This is a genomic window from Pseudonocardia sp. Cha107L01 (assembly GCF_052566575.1).
Map to the genome: position 1 here is coordinate 8600033 of NZ_CP199579.1, position 15732 is coordinate 8615764.

The window sequence follows — 15732 nt, forward strand, 5'->3', positions numbered from 1 at the left end:
CGTCATTCCACCCCCAGCTGGACCGGCCGCCCGACCGGGCCGCCCCGATACCGCACCACTTCGACCTCCGGGTGGGTGTGCCGCAGGTGCCCGACGAGCAGCTCACCCAGCTCGTCGGTGCCGCCCTGGCCGTTCTGCCCGAGCAGCACGGTCACCAGTTCGCCCCCCGTCGTCAGCATCCGGTCCGCGAGCTGACAGGCGGCGGCCGCCAGGTCGTGCTCGATGAGCACCACCTCGCCGTCGACCAGCGCGAGCACGTCACCCGCGTAGCAACGGCCGACCCAGGTCAGCGCCTCACCGGTGGCGATCTGCACCACCCCGGTGCGGGTCGCGGCCGCTGCTTCGGCCATCGCCACCACGTCGTCGCCGGCCCGGCGCCGCGCGTCGTGCACGGCCAGCGCGGCCAATCCCTGCAGCACCGACGAGGTGGGTACCACCACCACCTCGACACCGGCCGCCCTGGCCAGGTCGGCGGCCTCCTCGGCGACCGCGGTCAGCTCGATGTCGTTGGGCAGCACCACGACGTGCCGGGCCCGGGTGCCGGCCACCGCCGCCGCGATCTCACCGGGCCCCGGGGGCTGCTCCGGGGCCGCCACCAGCGCGGTCACCCCGTCGGCCCGGACCAGCGCGGCGACCGGTTCGCCGCTGACCACCGTGACCACCGCCCTGGCCAGCCGGAACCGCCCCGCGTCGGCGCCGGCCCCGAGCAGCGCGGACTGCTGGTCCTCGAACCGGACCACGGTGATCCGGTACGGCCGCCCGGCCTCCATGCCCGCCTCGACCGCGGCCCCGATGTCGGTGCAGTGCACGTGCACGTTCCACTGGCCGGCGGCGCCGGGCTGGCCGTCGCCCACCACGGCCACCGAGTCGCCCAGCTCGTCGAGCCGGGCGCGCAGCGCGTCGACCCGCTCGGCGGAGCTGCCCTCCAGCAGGTACATCACCTCGTAGTCGAACTCCGCCGACCCGGACTCCCGGTCGGCGGTCAGCGACCCCCGGTCCCTGGAGCGCCACCTGGAGTCGAGGGCATGTGGTTCTACACCGGGTTCGCCCGGGACCACGACCGCGGACACGGCGCCGGCAACGACGGCGGGGCCGCCGGAGCGCGCGTTGACCACGCCGGCCAGCGCATCGAGCAGCAGCGCGAGCCCACGCCCGCCGGCATCGACCACACCGGCCCTGGCCAGCACCGGCAGCTGCCTCGGGGTGTCCGCCAGCGCGACGGCGGCTCCCTCGACGGCGGCGGCGACCACGTCCGCCAATGCGCCGCCCCGGTTCGCGGCGGCCGACGAGTCCGTGGCCGCCGCGCGCAGCACGGACAACATCGTGCCCTCCACCGGCCGGCTCACCGCGGCTCTGGCCAGTTCGTCGGCCCGGCACAGCGCGGCGGCCAGCGCGGGGCCGTCCACCCCGTCGACAGCCCAGCCCTCGGCGTCGGCGAGCACCTCGGCCAGGCCCCTCGGCAGCTGCGACACGATCACTCCGGAGTTGCCGCGGGCGCCGCGCAGCGCACCCCTGGCCAGCGCGGCGGCCGCCTCGGCAGCGGTGTCCGGCCGGCCCGGCCGCACCGGCCGGCGGGCCAGCTCCTCGGCGGCCGCGCGCAGCGTGAGCACCAGGTTCGTCCCGGTGTCACCGTCCGCGACCGGGTACACATTGGTTCGGTCCAGCTCGGCGCGATGGGCGTCCAGCAGGTCGACCGACGCGTCCGCCCAGCGCCGGAGCGCGCTCGCGTCCAGGACCCGCAACACCCGCACTCTCTCCTCCCGGTAGCTCCCGGACAGAACCGGGTGGACCGCCCGCCGAGCCTAGTGCGGTGCTTTTGCTCGCCCCGGTTTGGTTGCCGCGAATCCGATCGCTTACCCTGGTACGAAGCACGTCCGGCCTCCTGGCCGGCCGCGCGCGCCTAGCGCGCATTCCATTCGACACGAGGAGTTATCGACGTGGCTGCCGTCTGCGACGTCTGTGGCAAGGGTCCCGGCTTCGGCATGTCCGTGTCGCACTCACACCGCCGCACCCACCGCCGCTGGAACCCGAACATCCAGACCGTGCGGACCAGCGTGAACGGTGGTTCCCGCCGCCGGCTGAACGTGTGCACCTCCTGCCTCAAGGCAGGCAAGGTCGCCCGCGCCTGACCGCGTACCGCAATGTGACCCGCCACACCGATCCGGTGCGGCGGGTCATTTGTGTGCGCATCCCTTTGTCCATCCGATACCTACCGCGCCTATCCGAGTCCTACCGCTGCCGCCCGAGCGAAACCGTGCTCGCGGGCTGTCCGGGCCAGCGCGGCCGGGTTCAGCGCCGGGGGTTGGTTCGCGACGGTGTGACTCTCCGCTCACATTTTGGCCCGAAATGTGAGCCATCGCGCACAGTCCCACACCCCACCTGCCGCCGGACCGGCGCCGCGACCGGGACGGTCAGGGCAGCTTCCAGTCGACCGGCTCGGAGCCGCCCGCCTCGAGCAGGTCGTTGACCCGGCTGAACGGGCGCGAGCCGAAGAAGCCGCGGTCCGCCGACATCGGGCTCGGGTGCGCGGACTCGATACACGGCACACCGGCGCCCAGCGCCGGCCGCAGCGTCCGCGCGTCCCGGCCCCAGAGGATCGCCACCAGCGGGGCCGGGCGGGCGACGAGCGCCCGGATGGCCTGGTCGGTGATCTGTTCCCAGCCCTTGCCCCGGTGCGACGCCGGCTGCCCCGGCTGCACCGTGAGCACCCTGTTGAGCAGGAGCACGCCGCGCTCGGTCCACGGCGTCAGATCCCCGGACGACGGCATCGGGTGCCCCAGGTCCTCGCCGTACTCCCGGAAGATGTTCATCAGGCTGCGCGGCAGCGGGCGGGTCTCCGCGGACACCGAGAAGGACAGCCCCACCGGGTGGCCGGGCGTCGGGTACGGGTCCTGCCCGACGATGAGCACCCGGACGGCGTCGAACGGCTGTTGGAACGCGCGCAGCACGTTCGGCCCGGCGGGCAGGTACCGGCGGCCGGCGGCGATCTCCGAGCGCAGGAAGGCGCCCATCGCGGTCACCCCGTCGGCAACCGGGGCCAGCGCCGTCGCCCAGCCGGCCTCGACGACCTCGTCCAGCGGCTTCGCGCTCACGGCCGGACCGGTCGACGGGCCGGCTGGCCGGCGGCGGCGCGGGACGGGCCTGGTTCGAGAGTGGAGACGAGCACGGCAGGACACTATCGAGCACCGCGGAGCCGGCGGCGCTCAGCCCAGCGGCTTGCCGAAGAACCTGCTCCTCGGCTTGCGGGTCCCGGTCTCGGTACCGATCACCCGTCCAACCGCCGCAGCTCGGTCCGGAACTTCTTGCCGCGCTCGACGTAGGAGTCCACCGCGTACTTGAAGGCCCCCGCCGGCACCTCGTAGTCCTCCCGGATCCGGGCCGGCACGCCGAGCGCCATCCGCCGCGCCGGCACGTGCGAGTTGGGCGAGACCACCGCGCCGGCGGCCACCACGGCGCCCTCGTCGACCCGGGATCCGTTGAGCACCACGGAGCCGGAGGAGATCAGGCAGCGGTCGGCGATCGTCGCGGCTTCGATGTGCACGTTGTGCCCGATGGTGCACTCGTTGCCGATCACGGTGAACTGCCGGCTGGTGGTGTGCACGATGGTGCCGTCCTGCACGCTGGTGCGCTCGCCGATCAGGATGCGGCCGTGGTCCCCGCGCAGCACCGTCGTCGGCCAGACCGTGGAGAACGCCCCGATGATGACGTCGCCGATGACCACCGCGTCGGGGTGGATGTAGGCGTCGGGGTGGATGTCCGGTTCAAGCTCACCGAGCGCGTAGATGGGCACCCGCCGAGCCTAGATCGTCGCTACGCCGGGCGCGTCAGGCGTAGCAGGTCAGCGGCTTGCCCCCGTTGTAGGCGACCATGTCCGAGAACGCCGCGACGATGTCGATCTGACCGCCGCGCGGGGTGCCGCCCAGGTCTGCGGTCAGATCGGCGGTCAGATCGGCGGTCAGATCGGCGGTCAGATCGGCGGTCAGATCGGCGGTCAGATCGGCGGTCAGATCAGCGTAGGCCCGGTGCAGGTTGCCGACGATCCGCTCCGCGTCCAGCAGGTCGGCGTAGCCACCCAGGTCGACCTCGCGGGCCGCCTCCAGCGGGGTCAGCCCGGCCGCCTTGCCCTCGCGCGCGGTGTCCTGGACGAACCGCAGGTAGCCGAGCACGTCGTCGATCAGCTCCGGGCCGGCGACCCCGCCGTGGCCGGGCACGATCGTCTGGGCACCGAGCGGCTTGAGCACCGAGGTGAGCACGTCGATCGCGCCGGCCACCGAGCCCATCAGCAGGAACGGGGTGCCGCCGTTGAACAGCAGGTCCCCGCAGAACAGCACGGAGCGCTCCGGCAGCCAGATGATCGAGTCGTTCGTGGTGTGCGCCGGGGTCCCGACGTGACGGACCTCGCAGCGCAGGTCGTCCGACCACACCGTCACGCCCTCGGTGTAGGTCAGGAAGGGCGGCTCGAGCGGCAGGTCGCCCCAGTCGATCGGGGTCCAGAACGGCAGTGGCTGCGGCGGCCCGAAACCCAGCATCTCGGTCCGGGTCGCCTCGTGGGCGACGATGGTCGCGCCGTCGAACAGAGAGTTGCCGAAGGTGTGGTCGCCGTGGTGGTGAGTGTTGATCAACGTGCGCACCGGGCGGTCGCTCACCGAGGCGATCGCCTCCAGGTACGCCCTGGTCCGCCGCTCGGTGGAGCAGCTGTCGATACTGACCACGCCACGCGACCCGGCCAGGAACCCGGTGTTGTTGATCCACCAGCTGCCGTCCGGCTGGATGTAGGCGTAGACCCCGTCACTGACCTCGACGACGCCGGGCTCGCCGAGGTGCGCGGCGGCCGCTACCGGTGATGAGCTCATGTCGTCAGCCTAGAACCCGGCCCAGTGCCGTGAGTGGCGATGGTCGTCATAGCGACCATCGCCACTCACAGGGCTAGTCGATCAGCTCGTAGGCCGGCAGGGTCAGGAAGTCGACGAAGTCGTCCGCGAGCGCGACCTGCTCGAACACCGTCCGCGCCTGCTCCCAGCGCCCCGAGGCGAAGGCCTCGTCGCCCACCGCGTCGCGGATCTTCGCGAGCTCCTCCTCGATCACCGTGCGGACCAGCTGCTCGGTGACCGTGGTGCCCTCGGCCAGCTGCACCGACCCGTGTACCCACTGCCACACCTGCGAGCGGGAGATCTCGGCGGTGGCGGCGTCCTCCATCAGGTTGTTGATGCCCGCCGCGCCGTTGCCGCGCAGCCAGGACTCGATGTACTGCAGCCCGACGCTGATGCCGTTGCGCAGCCCGGCCTCGGTGGCCTCGCCCGGGGTGGCCGCCACGTCGAGCAGCTCGGCGGCGGTGACCTTGACGTCGTCGCGGATGCGGTCCAGCTGGTTCGGCCGGTCGCCGAGCACCCCGTCGAAGACCTCGCGGCAGATCGGCACCAGGTCCGGGTGGGCGACCCAGGAGCCGTCGAAGCCGGCCTCGGCCTCCCGCTTCTTGTCCTCCCGGACCTTCGCCATCGCCTTCTCGTTGACCTCCGGGTCACGCCGGCTGGGGATGAACGCGGCCATGCCGCCGACCGCGAAGGCGCCGCGCCGGTGGCAGGTGGACACCAGCAGTTCGGTGTAGGCGCGCATGAACGGCGCGGTCATGGTCACCGCGTTGCGGTCCGGCAGCACGAAGGCCGGCCCGGCGTCCCGGAAGTACTTGATCAGGGAGAACAGGTAGTCCCAGCGGCCGGCGTTCAGGCCGGAGATGTGGTCGCGCAGCTCGTAGAGGATCTCCTCCATCTCGAACGCCGCGGTGATCGTCTCGATCAGCACGGTGGCCCGGACCGATCCGTGCGGCACGCCGCGCTCCCGCTGGGCGAAGGTGAACACGTCGTTCCACAGCCGTGCCTCGCGGTGGCTCTCCAACTTCGGCAGGTAGAAATAGGGCACGGACGGGTTGTGGAAGAAGTACAGCCCGAAGTCGACGAGCGCGCCGGCCACCGGCTCGCCGTCGACGACGAGGTGACGCTCGTCCAGATGCCAGCCCCTCGGCCGCACCACCACGGTGGGCAGGTCGGTGGCGGTGACCCGGTACTCCTTGCCCTCCGGGCTGGTGAACTCGACCTTGCCGGTGCGCGCGTCCAGCAGGTTGATCTGGCCGGCGACCACGTTGTGCCAGGTGGGCGTGCTGGCGTCCTCGAAGTCGGCCAGCCACACCTTGGCGCCGGAGTTCAGCGCATTGATCGTCATCTTGCGCTCGGTGGGGCCGGTCATCTCCACCCGCCGGTCCACCAGTGCGGGCGGCGCCTGGGCAACCCGCCATTCGCCAGCCCGAATTTCCGCGGTTTCTTCGGAGAAGTCCAGCCGGCCGGTACGGGCGACCTCCGCGCGGCGTTCAGCGCGGGCGGCGAGCAGGGTCCGGCGGGTCGGCTCGAACTTCCGGTGCAGCGCGGCGACGAACTCGAGCGCCGCCGCGGTGAGCACCTCGTCCTGGCGGTCCACCGTATAGGCGTTGATCTCGATCGACGATGTCTGGGAGCCCATGCGGCGAGGGTACTTTCTACAAAGTGGACACGCCATTCCACGATACGGAAACTCTCGGCCACCCTTTCGTGGAGTCGTGAAGCCCCCGAAAGGACCACGTTGGGTTGATGTAAAGAGCTCCGTGAAATCCCCCGTTCAGGCCATAGGGCGTCAGCAGATTCGCCTACTGCCCTTTACAGGTGACGGGGTGGCGGCCAAGAATCACCGAGTGGCCCAATCCGGCGTGAGCCGGAGCACCACCCGGCCGGCGCCCGCCGGCCGCGACCATCCGGACACCGTCGGAGGCTCCCCATCTCTGCTTCGCACTCAGGGGACGGGCCAGCCCGGCCGGCCGAGGCGGGTCTGCCCCGCATTCCTCGGCCGAGGGCTCCCCTCAGCGAATCAATTCGTCGGATCCTGCCCCGCCCGGTGCAGCCCGACGAGATCAACCTCGACGAGGCGTTCGTCGACCTGGCCGAGGTCGCCGTGCGAACCTGCGCGGACGGCTCCTGGCAGGAGCACGCGTGCTTCCTGCTCGGCTCGGCCTCCGGCCGCTGGCAGGTGATCCCGTTCAGCCACCCGGTGGTGTGTGACCTGATCGGACGGCTCCGCCTGCTCCCCGGCTACGAGGACAACCAGCTGCTCGACCTGATCGGCTCCAAGCAGACCGAGATCGTGGTGCTCTGGCGCGACCCCGCACTGGCGCGGATCCGCTAGCCTCCGTATCGGAGGTGCGCGATGTCGCTCAACGGCACCGCCCAACGGGACTTCGAGCGCGCTCTGGGCGCCGCGAACGTGATCAGCGACCCGCCCCGGCTGCGCAGCTACGAGTGCGACGGGCTGACCGGGTACCGGGTGGTGCCGGCCCTGGTGCTGCTGCCGAAAACCGCCGAGCAGGTCGCCGCGGCCGTCCGGGTCTGCGCCGCGCACGGCATCCCGTTCGTGGCCAGGGGCGCCGGGACCGGCCTCTCCGGCGGTGCGCTGCCGGTGGCGGACGGTGTGGTGATCAGTCTGCAGCGGCTGCGCCGGGTGCTGGAGGTCGACCCGGTGGACCGGCGCGCGGTACTCGAACCCGGCGTCACGAACCTGGACATCACCCGCGCCGCGGCGCCGTACGGGCTCTACTACGCGCCGGACCCGTCCAGTCAGCAGGTCTGCACCATCGGCGGCAACGTGGCGGAGAACTCCGGCGGCGCACACTGCCTCAAGTACGGCTTCACCACCAACCACGTGCTGGCGCTGGAGGTCGTGCTGGCCGATGGCTCGGTGGTGACCCTGGGCGGTGACAGCGGCGAGCAGCTCGGGCCCGACCTGCGTGGGGTGTTCCTCGGCTCCGAGGGCACCGTCGGCATCGCCACGAAGATCACCGTGCGGTTGCTGCGCGCCCCGGAGACGGTGCGCACGCTGCTCGCCGACTTCCCGTCCATCGAGGCCGCCGGTGAGGTGGTCAGCGACATCGTGGCGGCCGGGATCGTGCCGGCGGCGGTCGAGATGATGGACACGCTCGCCATCGAGGCGGCCGAGGAGGCGGTGCACGCCGGCTACACCCGGGGCGTGGCGGCGGCGCTGGTCGTCGAGCTGGACGGGCCGGTCGAGGAGTGCGCCGAGGGGTTCGACAAGGTCACCGCGATCTGCGAGAAGCACGGCTGCACCCGGCTGCACGTGGCGGGCGACGCCGAGGAGCGCGCGGCGATCTGGCGGGGGCGCAAGTCGGCGTTCGCCGCGGTCGGGCGAATCAGCCCGGACTACTTCGTGCAGGACGGCGTGGTGCCCCGGACCCGGCTGGCCGAGGTGCTCGGCCGGATCGCCGAGATGGGCGAGCAGGCCGGGCTCCGGGTGGCGAACGTGTTCCACGCCGGCGACGGCAACCTGCACCCGCTGGTGCTCTACGACGCCGCCGCCGGTGAGACCGAGCGCGGCGAGGAACTGTCCGGCAAGATCGCCGAGCTGTGCGTCGAGCTGGGCGGCTCGCTGTCCGGCGAACACGGCATCGGCACCGACAAGGCCTGCTCGATGCCCAAGATGTACTCCGCGACCGACCTCGCGGTGATGGCCAGGGTGCGCGCCGCGTTCGACCCGGCCGGGCTGTGCAACCCGGGCAAGCTGCTGCCGACGCCTCGGCTGTGCGGCGAGATCCCCGGCAAGTTCACCCCGCACCCGCTCGAGGAGGCCGGGGTGATCGAGCGGCTATGAGCTCCCTGCAGGACTCCTCCACCCGCACCGTCCGCCCCGCCGACCTGGCCGAGGCGGCCGCCGCGCTGGCCGACACCGCCGGGCAGGTGCTGGTCAGCGGCGCCGGGACCGCCGCCGACTGGGCCGGCCGGCCGGACGCGCCCGAGCTGGTACTGGACACCACCGCGCTGACCGGGGTGCGCGCGCACAACCCGGGGGACATGACCGTCGAGGTGCGGGCCGGCATGCCGCTGCGCGAGCTGAACGGCGTGCTGGCCGAGCACGGCCAACGGGTCGCGCTGGATCCGGCCAGGGTCGCCCTCGGTGCCACCGCGGGCGGCCTGATCGCCACCGCCGACGCCGGGCCGCTCGCGCTGACCTACGGGTCCATGCGCGACCTGGTGATCGGGATGACCGTGGTGCTCGCGGACGGCACGGTGGCCCGCAGCGGTGGCCATGTGATCAAGAACGTGGCCGGTTACGACCTCGCCAAGCTGGCGCACGGCTGTCACGGCACGCTCGGGCTGATCGCCGAGGTGGTGCTGCGGTTGCACCCGCTGCCGGCGGCGAACCTGACGGTGCGGCTGCCCGGCTCGCTCGCCGAGGCGGCCGAGGCGGCCGCCGAGATAATGAGCGGCCCGCTGGAGCCGGCGGCGCTGGAGTGGTGCGGCGACGCGCTGCTGGTCCGGTTGGAGGGCGGCGCGGCGGCGGTGGATGCCAGGGCCGACCGGCTGATCACGCTGCTCGGCCTGGGTGCGGTGCGGCTCACCGCGGCCGAGGAGGCGGCGGCGTGGGACGAGCACGCGGTACTCGTCGCCGGCGCCGAGGGACGGCCGCCCGAGGGCACCGCGGTGCTGCGGGTCGGCGCCCGACCGTCCCGGCTGGCCGGGCTGCTCGGCGAGCTGGGCACCGAGCTGGGCGCCAGCCGGGTCACCGCGGGGCTGGCCACCGGGATCGGCACCGTGACGCTGCCGGCCGACCCGGAGACCGTCTCGCGGGCCCACCAGAGCGTGCACCGGGCCGGCGGCACCTCGACGCTGCGGGCCCGCCCGGTCGACGCGGCACTACCCGGCTGGGGCCCGGCACCGGCCGCGGTGGGCCTGCTGCGGGCCGTCCGGAAGGAACTCGACCCCGGTGGCCGGCTCGGCGCCGGCCGCTTCGTACCTTGGATGTGATGCGCGTTGACCACCCCCGGCGGAACCGCCGACAGCAAGCTGCCGCAGACCGGGCCGAGCGCGTTCGACCCGCACCGGCCGCCGTCCGCCGAGCTGCTCGGCGACTGCGTGCACTGCGGCTTCTGCCTGCCGACCTGCCCCACGTACCAGCTGTGGGGCGAGGAGATGGACTCCCCGCGGGGCCGGATCTACCTGATGGACATGGCGTCGAAGGGCGAGATCGAGCTGGCCGGGGCGCTGCACGAGCACATCGACGCCTGCCTGGGCTGCATGGCCTGCGTGACGTCCTGCCCGTCCGGGGTGCAGTACGACCGGCTGCTGGAGTCGGTGCGCCCACAGCTGGAGCGCAACGTGCCTCGCGGGCGGGCGGACCGGCTGTTCCGGGGCGCGATCTTTGCCCTGTTCCCGTACCGGGGGCGGTTGCGCGCGGCGGCCGTGCCCGGGGCGCTCTACCAGCGGCTGCGCCGGGTGCCGGCGGTCGCGCGGCTGGCCGGCAAGCTGCCCGGCCGGCTCGCCGCGATGGAGTCGCTGCTGCCGCCGGTGCGGCTGCGGGAGGCGTTTGCCCGGCTCCCGGAGCGGGTCGCGGCGCGGGGGACGCGCCGCCGCCGGGTCGCGCTGCTGACCGGCTGCGTGCAGGACGTGTTCTTCCACGAGGTGAACGCGGCCACCGCCCGGGTGCTGGCCGCTGAGGGCTGCGAGGTGCTGATCCCCCGGGACCAGCGCTGCTGCGGCGCCCTGGAGCTGCACGCCGGCCGGGAGGTCAGTGCACTCGGCCGGGCCCGCCGCACGATCGAGCGGTTCGCCGAGCTGCAGGTGGACGCAGTGGTCACCAACGTGGCCGGCTGCGGCTCCTCGATGAAGGAGTACGGCCACCTGCTCGCCGACGACACGGCGTGGGCCGACCGCGCGGCCGCCTTCAGCGCGAGGGTCCGCGACGTCAGCGAGGTGTTGGCCGAGCTGGAGCCGGCGGCGCCCCGGCACCCGATCCGGGCCCGGGTGGTCTATCACGACGCCTGCCACCTCGGGCACGCCCAGGGTGTGCGGGCGCAGCCGCGCGCGGTGCTGCGCACGATCCCCGACCTGGAGCTGGTGGAGGTGCCTGAGGCCGAGCTGTGCTGCGGCTCGGCGGGCATCTACAACCTGGTCCAGCCCGAGGCGGCGGCCGAGCTCGGCGCGCGCAAGGCGGCGAACGTCCGCTCGGCCCGGCCGGACCTGGTGGTCACCGCCAACCCCGGCTGCCTGTTGCAGATCCGCAAGCACCTCGGTGCCGACTCGACCGACGCCGGGCTCGAACTGCCGCTGATGCACCCGGTGCAGCTGCTGGACGCCTCCATCCGGGGCGTGCCATTGCCCCGGGGGTAGGCCGGCCCCGGGGCTAGTCCCGCGGGTAGGCCAGGTTCAGCTCGGGGCGAAGTGGTCCCAGCCGGCGACGCCGACATAGGGCCGACCGTCCACCGTGATCCCGGCCCCCGAGGCCACCGAACCGATCTCCACCCAGCCTTCCGGCAGCACGGTGCCGGCCGGGAAGGCCGCGGCCAGCGCGTGGTCCTCGCCGCCGGTGAGCACCCAGCGCCGGGCATCGGCGCCCAGCGCGGCGGCCACCTCGACCAGTCGGGACGCCAACGGCACCGCGTCGGCACGGATGTCCAACGCCACCCCGGACGCCAGCGCCACGTGCCCGAGGTCGGCGAGCAGCCCGTCCGAGACGTCGATCATCGCGGTGGCCCCCGCGTCGGCGGCGACCGGGCCGGCGGCGTACGGCGGCGTCGGCACCCGCTGCGCCCCCACCACCTCCACCGGCGAGCGGAACCCCCGCCGCAGCACGGCCAGCCCGGCAGCGGCCCAGCCGAGTCGACCGGCCACCGCGAGCCGGTCACCGGGTCGGGCACCGGAGCGGGTCACCGGCTCGCGCCCGCGCAGGTCACCGAGCACCGTCACCGACAGCACCACGGCGGGCCCGGACACCACGTCGCCGCCGACAACTCCGGCACCCGCCGCCGACGCCTCCGCCCACAGTCCGGCGGCCAGCCCCTCCGCCACCAGCGACGGGGTGTCCGGCGGACAGCACAGGCCGACCAACAGCGCCGTCGGCGCCGCGCCCATCGCCGCGATGTCGGCCATGTTCACCGCCGCCGCCTTGCGGCCGACCTGCTCCGGCGTCGACCAGTCCAGCCGGAAGTGCACGCCCTCCACCAGCACGTCGGTACTCGCCAGCACCCGCCCGTCCGGTGCCGCCACCATCGCCGCGTCGTCGCCCGGCCCCAACAGCGTGCTGCCCGGCTGCACCCGTCCCTCGGTCACCCTCTTGATCAGTCCGAACTCACCGAGATCGGCGACCGTCCGCCGGTCCCGAGAGTCAGCGGGATCCCGGCCGCCAGCTTGGTAAGCCACAGCCCACACTCCCTTCGTCCGATCATGTGTCCGACATGTGACGGCGCCGCGGTACGTTGCTCTCGCTGTCGTTCCTACCCGAGAGGCGACATCACGTAGGGAAGGGGCACGTTGTGGTCCAGGCATACATCCTGATCCAGACCGAGGTCGGCAAGGCCTCCGCCGTGGCGGCGGAGATCTCCGGGCTGCCCGGAGTGCTGGCCGCGGAGGATGTCACCGGCCCCTACGACGTGATCGTGCGCGCCGAAGCGGACTCCATGGACAACCTCGGGCGCCTCGTCGTCGCCCAGGTGCAGAACGTCCCCGGCATCACCCGCACGCTGACCTGCCCCGTGGTGCATCTGTCCTGAACACTCCCGTCCCCGGTAACCCGCCCCGGCCCGCCGCCCCGCGGCGGCATCCGGCGACGGTCGTGATCTTCGTGCTCCCGCTGCTGCTGTTGGCCGTCGCCGCCGTGCTCGGCATCGTCGCCGGCCACCGGGGTGCCGACGCCGCCCGCCCGGACGACCGCCCGCTCGCACTGCCGCCGGTGGACGCGCCGGACGCCACCTCGCCCTCGTGCACCCGGCTGCTCGCCGCACTCCCGGCCACCCTGACGGCGAGCCCGCACCCGGTGCCCCGACTGCCCCTCGCCGCGCCCGCCCCGGCCGGTGCGACGGCCTGGGCCGGCACGGCGGGCGGTGATCCGGTGGTGCTGCGCTGCGGGCTGCCCAGGCCACCCGAGCTGACCGACAGCTCAGCGCTGATCGTGATCAACGGGGTCAGCTGGCTGGACCTGTCCCAACCCGGCCGGGACACCTTCATCGCGGTGGACCGGCCGGTGTACCTGGCGGTCACGGTGCCCCGGGACCTCGGTACCGGGCCGGTGCAGTCGGTCTCGGACACGGTGCGCACCACCCTGCCGGCGACGAACTGAGCCGGCGACGAACTGAGCTCACCGCAGTCCGGTGCCCCTCGCCAGCGCGGTCTCGATCAGCGTGGCGAGCAGGGCCGGGTAGTCCACCCCGGTCACCGCCCACATCCTCGGGAACATCGAGATCGGGGTGAAGCCCGGCATGGTGTTCACCTCGTTGACCACCAGGCTGCCGTCCTCGAGGGCGAAGAAGTCCACCCTGGCCAGTCCCTGGCAGTCCAGCGCGGTGAACGCCGCGATGGCCAGCTCGCGGACCCGCTCGGTGGTGGCGTCGTCGAGCTTGGCGGGGATGTCGAACTCGCACACGTCGTCGAGGTACTTGGACTCGAAGTCGTAGAACTCCGGCGCCGAGCCGTCCTCACCCGAGCCGACCAGCCGGATCTCGGCCGGCAGACTGGCCCGCACCGAGCCGTCCGGGAACTCCAGCACGCCGCACTCGACCTCGCGGCCCACCACCGCCGCTTCCACCAGCACCTTCGGGTCGTGCTCCCGGGCGGCGGCGATCGCGGCCGGCAGCGCCGCCCAGCTGGCCACCTTGGTGATGCCCACCGAGGAACCCGCCCTGGCCGGTTTGACGAACACCGGCAACCCCAGCCTGTCCCGCTGCGCGTCGCTCAGGGTGGCCACCCCCGGCCGCAGCACCACCACGTCGCCGACCGGCAGCCCCTCGGCCGCGAGCAGCTTCTTGGTGAACTCCTTGTCCATGGCGGCCGCACTGGCCAGTACCCCGGCGCCGACGTACGGCGTGCCGGCAAGCTCGAGCAGCCCCTGGATGGTGCCGTCCTCGCCGTACGGGCCGTGCAGCACCGGGAACACCACGTCCACCGCGCTGAGCACCTCACCGGCCCGGCCCGGGTCCAGGCGCACCAGCCCACCCAGCGTCGGGTCGGCCGGCAGCGCGAGCGAGGTACCGGTCGAGTCGACCGCCGGGAGCTGACGGTTCTGGATGCTCAGGGCCTCCGGGTCGTCCCGGCCGAGCACCCAGCCACCCTCCGGCGTGATACCGACCGGCACGACCTCGAACCGCTCCCGGTCCAGGTGCCCGAGCACACTGCCGGCGGACACGCACGAGATCGCATGCTCGCTGCTGCGCCCACCGAACACCACGGCGACCCGGATCCGGCGCTCTCCCCCGCTGCGCTGCTCCATGGCCGGCGAGCGTAGCCGCCGAGGGGAATCAGCCCGATGCCAGGCCCGCTCGACCAACTCGGCGACCACCCCGACGGCCGTGTCCAGCTCGGTTCGGCTCGGCCCGGCATAGCCGATCGACACACCGAACACGCTGGCCGGGCCCCTGTGGTACTCCTTCAGGCCGGGGATCAGCACGCCGGCGGCCTCGCCACCGGCCAGCACCGCCAGCTCGGCGGCGGCCGACGGCAGGCCGATCCGCAGGTGGCCGCCGGCCGCGTCGCCGAGCACCGGGGCCCCGGTGCCGCCCAGTGCCTCGACGACCCGCCCGCGACGCTCGGTCAGCTCCGCCCGCAGCCGCCGCAGGTGCCGGGCCAGGTCGCCGTACTCGGCCAGCGCGGCGAACACCAGCTGGCCGGCCGGCGACGGGCGGATCGAGGTCCGCTCCCTGGCGGCCAGCATCGCGGCGTGCAGCGCGGGCGGTGCCACCAGCCAACCGGCGCCCAGTGCCGGGGTGAGCAGCTTGCTGGTGGTGCCCAGGTACGCGACGACGTCCGGGCCCAGCGCGGCGAGCAGCGGCAGCGGGGCCACGTCGTAGCGCAGCTCACCGTCGTAGTCGTCCTCCAGCACCACGAAGCCCTCGGCCCTGGCGCGCTCCACCAGCGCCACCCGCCGGCCGGCGGACAGCCGGGAGCCGAGTGGGAACTGGTGCGCCGGGGTGCAGTAGACGGCGGCCAACCCGGTCGGCAGCTGGTCCACCCGCAGCCCGTTCTCGTCGACCGCGGCGGGCACCACCCGCAGCCCCCTGCCGACCAGCGTCGCGGCGGCGCGCTGATAGCCCGGCTCCTCCAGCGCGACCGTCGAACCGGGCGGCAGCACGGCGGCGAGCTCGTCGAGGCCGGCGGTGGTGCCCGAGGTGGCGAGCAGCTGCTCGGGGTGCGCGGCCAACCCTCGGTGCCGCAGCAGGTGGTCGACCACCGCCCGGCGGAACTCGGGGCGCCCGGCCGGCTCCGGCCCCCGGGACGGCGGTCGGTCGGCGGCGGACCGCCAGGCGCGGCGCCAGGCCGCCCGGTCCAGCACCGCCAGGCAGGGGCGGCCGGCGGTCAGGTCCAGCAGGGCGGGCGGCGGAGCGGTCCCCTCGGTCGAGGGGCCGGTGCCCAGGCCACCGCCGCGCACACCCCGCACCCCGGCCGGTGCGGCGGTGACGAAGGTGCCGGAGCCGCGCTGGCCGGCCAGCCAGCCCTCGGCCAGAAGCTGGTCGTACGCGGCGGCGGTCACCGTGCGGCTCACCCCGAGCCGGGCGGCCAGCGCGCGGGTGGAGCTCAGCCGGTCGCCGACCCGCAGTGCCCCGCTGCCGGCGGCCGACCGCAGCGCATCCGCCACCTGAACCGCCAACGGCTCCGGGCCGCTCCGGTCGAGCACAATGGGCAGGTCGTCGACCGGCACCTCGACACCTCCACTAAG

Annotated in this window: 14 protein-coding genes and 1 pseudogene; 7 read left to right on the plus strand and 8 right to left on the minus strand. The window is 73.6% G+C overall.

The features are described 5' to 3' along the window. Positions 1-2: 2 nt before the first annotated feature. Positions 3-1745 carry a DAK2 domain-containing protein gene (locus ACTXG6_RS40620; protein ID WP_445184617.1) on the minus strand — a complete coding sequence of 581 codons (1743 nt, stop codon included), beginning with the start codon at positions 1743-1745 and terminating at the stop codon, positions 3-5. A gap of 192 nt (positions 1746-1937) precedes the next feature. Between ACTXG6_RS40620 and rpmB the strand changes: the two genes are divergently transcribed. Continuing rightward, positions 1938-2129, plus strand: coding sequence for a 50S ribosomal protein L28 (gene rpmB, locus ACTXG6_RS40625; protein WP_445184618.1), 192 nt, complete (start codon positions 1938-1940; stop codon positions 2127-2129). 282 nt (positions 2130-2411) lie between these two features. Here the strand turns inward: rpmB and ACTXG6_RS40630 are convergent, their stop codons facing one another. The 4 genes from ACTXG6_RS40630 to aceB all read right to left on the minus strand — a co-directional run bounded on the left by ACTXG6_RS40630 (position 2412) and on the right by aceB (position 6510). Next, positions 2412-3092: a uracil-DNA glycosylase gene (locus tag ACTXG6_RS40630; protein ID WP_445184619.1), complete on the minus strand. Its 681-nt coding sequence runs from the start codon at positions 3090-3092 to the stop codon at positions 2412-2414. 173 nt (positions 3093-3265) lie between these two features. Further along, entirely contained in the window at positions 3266-3790 is a 525-nt protein-coding gene (locus ACTXG6_RS40635; protein WP_445184620.1) for a gamma carbonic anhydrase family protein, read from the minus strand. Positions 3791-3824: 34 nt separating this feature from the next. Further along, the gene (locus ACTXG6_RS40640) at positions 3825-4853 is read right to left on the minus strand and encodes an MBL fold metallo-hydrolase (RefSeq protein WP_445184621.1); all 1029 of its coding nucleotides are present in this window, start codon (positions 4851-4853) and stop codon (positions 3825-3827) included. A 73-nt stretch (positions 4854-4926) separates the two neighbouring features. Continuing rightward, on the minus strand, positions 4927-6510 hold the full coding sequence (gene aceB, locus ACTXG6_RS40645; RefSeq protein WP_445184622.1) for a malate synthase A: 1584 nt from the start codon (positions 6508-6510) through the stop codon (positions 4927-4929). Positions 6511-6918: 408 nt separating this feature from the next. Here aceB and ACTXG6_RS40650 point away from each other — a divergent pair, with 408 nt between their 5' ends. The 4 genes from ACTXG6_RS40650 to ACTXG6_RS40665 are packed head-to-tail and all read left to right on the plus strand — an operon-like array spanning position 6919 to position 11198. Further along, entirely contained in the window at positions 6919-7206 is a 288-nt protein-coding gene (locus ACTXG6_RS40650; RefSeq protein ID WP_445184623.1) for a hypothetical protein, read from the plus strand. Between the two features lie 21 nt (positions 7207-7227). Next, on the plus strand, positions 7228-8682 hold the full coding sequence (locus ACTXG6_RS40655; protein ID WP_445184624.1) for an FAD-linked oxidase C-terminal domain-containing protein: 1455 nt from the start codon (positions 7228-7230) through the stop codon (positions 8680-8682). Then, on the plus strand, positions 8679-9836 hold the full coding sequence (locus ACTXG6_RS40660; protein WP_445184625.1) for an FAD-binding oxidoreductase: 1158 nt from the start codon (positions 8679-8681) through the stop codon (positions 9834-9836). The genes ACTXG6_RS40655 and ACTXG6_RS40660 overlap by 4 nt, the downstream gene beginning before the upstream one ends. A 6-nt stretch (positions 9837-9842) precedes the next feature. Further along, positions 9843-11198 (plus strand): (Fe-S)-binding protein, encoded by a 1356-nt coding sequence (locus tag ACTXG6_RS40665; protein ID WP_445184626.1) that lies wholly within the window; start codon positions 9843-9845, stop codon positions 11196-11198. Between the two features lie 36 nt (positions 11199-11234). Here ACTXG6_RS40665 and ACTXG6_RS40670 read toward each other — a convergent pair whose 3' ends face one another. Then, on the minus strand, positions 11235-12227 hold the full coding sequence (locus ACTXG6_RS40670) for a thiamine-phosphate kinase (RefSeq protein WP_445184627.1): 993 nt from the start codon (positions 12225-12227) through the stop codon (positions 11235-11237). Positions 12228-12340: 113 nt separating this feature from the next. On the opposite strand from ACTXG6_RS40670, the gene ACTXG6_RS40675 reads away from it, so the two are divergent. Further along, on the plus strand, positions 12341-12577 hold the full coding sequence (locus ACTXG6_RS40675; RefSeq protein WP_445184628.1) for an Lrp/AsnC family transcriptional regulator: 237 nt from the start codon (positions 12341-12343) through the stop codon (positions 12575-12577). A gap of 62 nt (positions 12578-12639) precedes the next feature. Beyond that, entirely contained in the window at positions 12640-13143 is a 504-nt protein-coding gene (locus ACTXG6_RS40680; RefSeq protein ID WP_445184629.1) for a DUF3515 domain-containing protein, read from the plus strand. An 18-nt stretch (positions 13144-13161) separates the two neighbouring features. On the opposite strand, the gene ACTXG6_RS40685 is transcribed toward ACTXG6_RS40680, so the two are convergent. Both ACTXG6_RS40685 and ACTXG6_RS40690 read right to left on the minus strand, forming a co-directional pair. After that, positions 13162-14289, minus strand: a complete 1128-nt coding sequence (locus ACTXG6_RS40685) for a D-alanine--D-alanine ligase family protein (RefSeq protein ID WP_445190254.1) — start codon at positions 14287-14289, stop codon at positions 13162-13164. A gap of 231 nt (positions 14290-14520) precedes the next feature. Next, a pseudogene (locus ACTXG6_RS40690) lies at positions 14521-15714 on the minus strand (aminotransferase-like domain-containing protein); the annotation flags it as partial. Positions 15715-15732 lie beyond the last annotated feature (18 nt).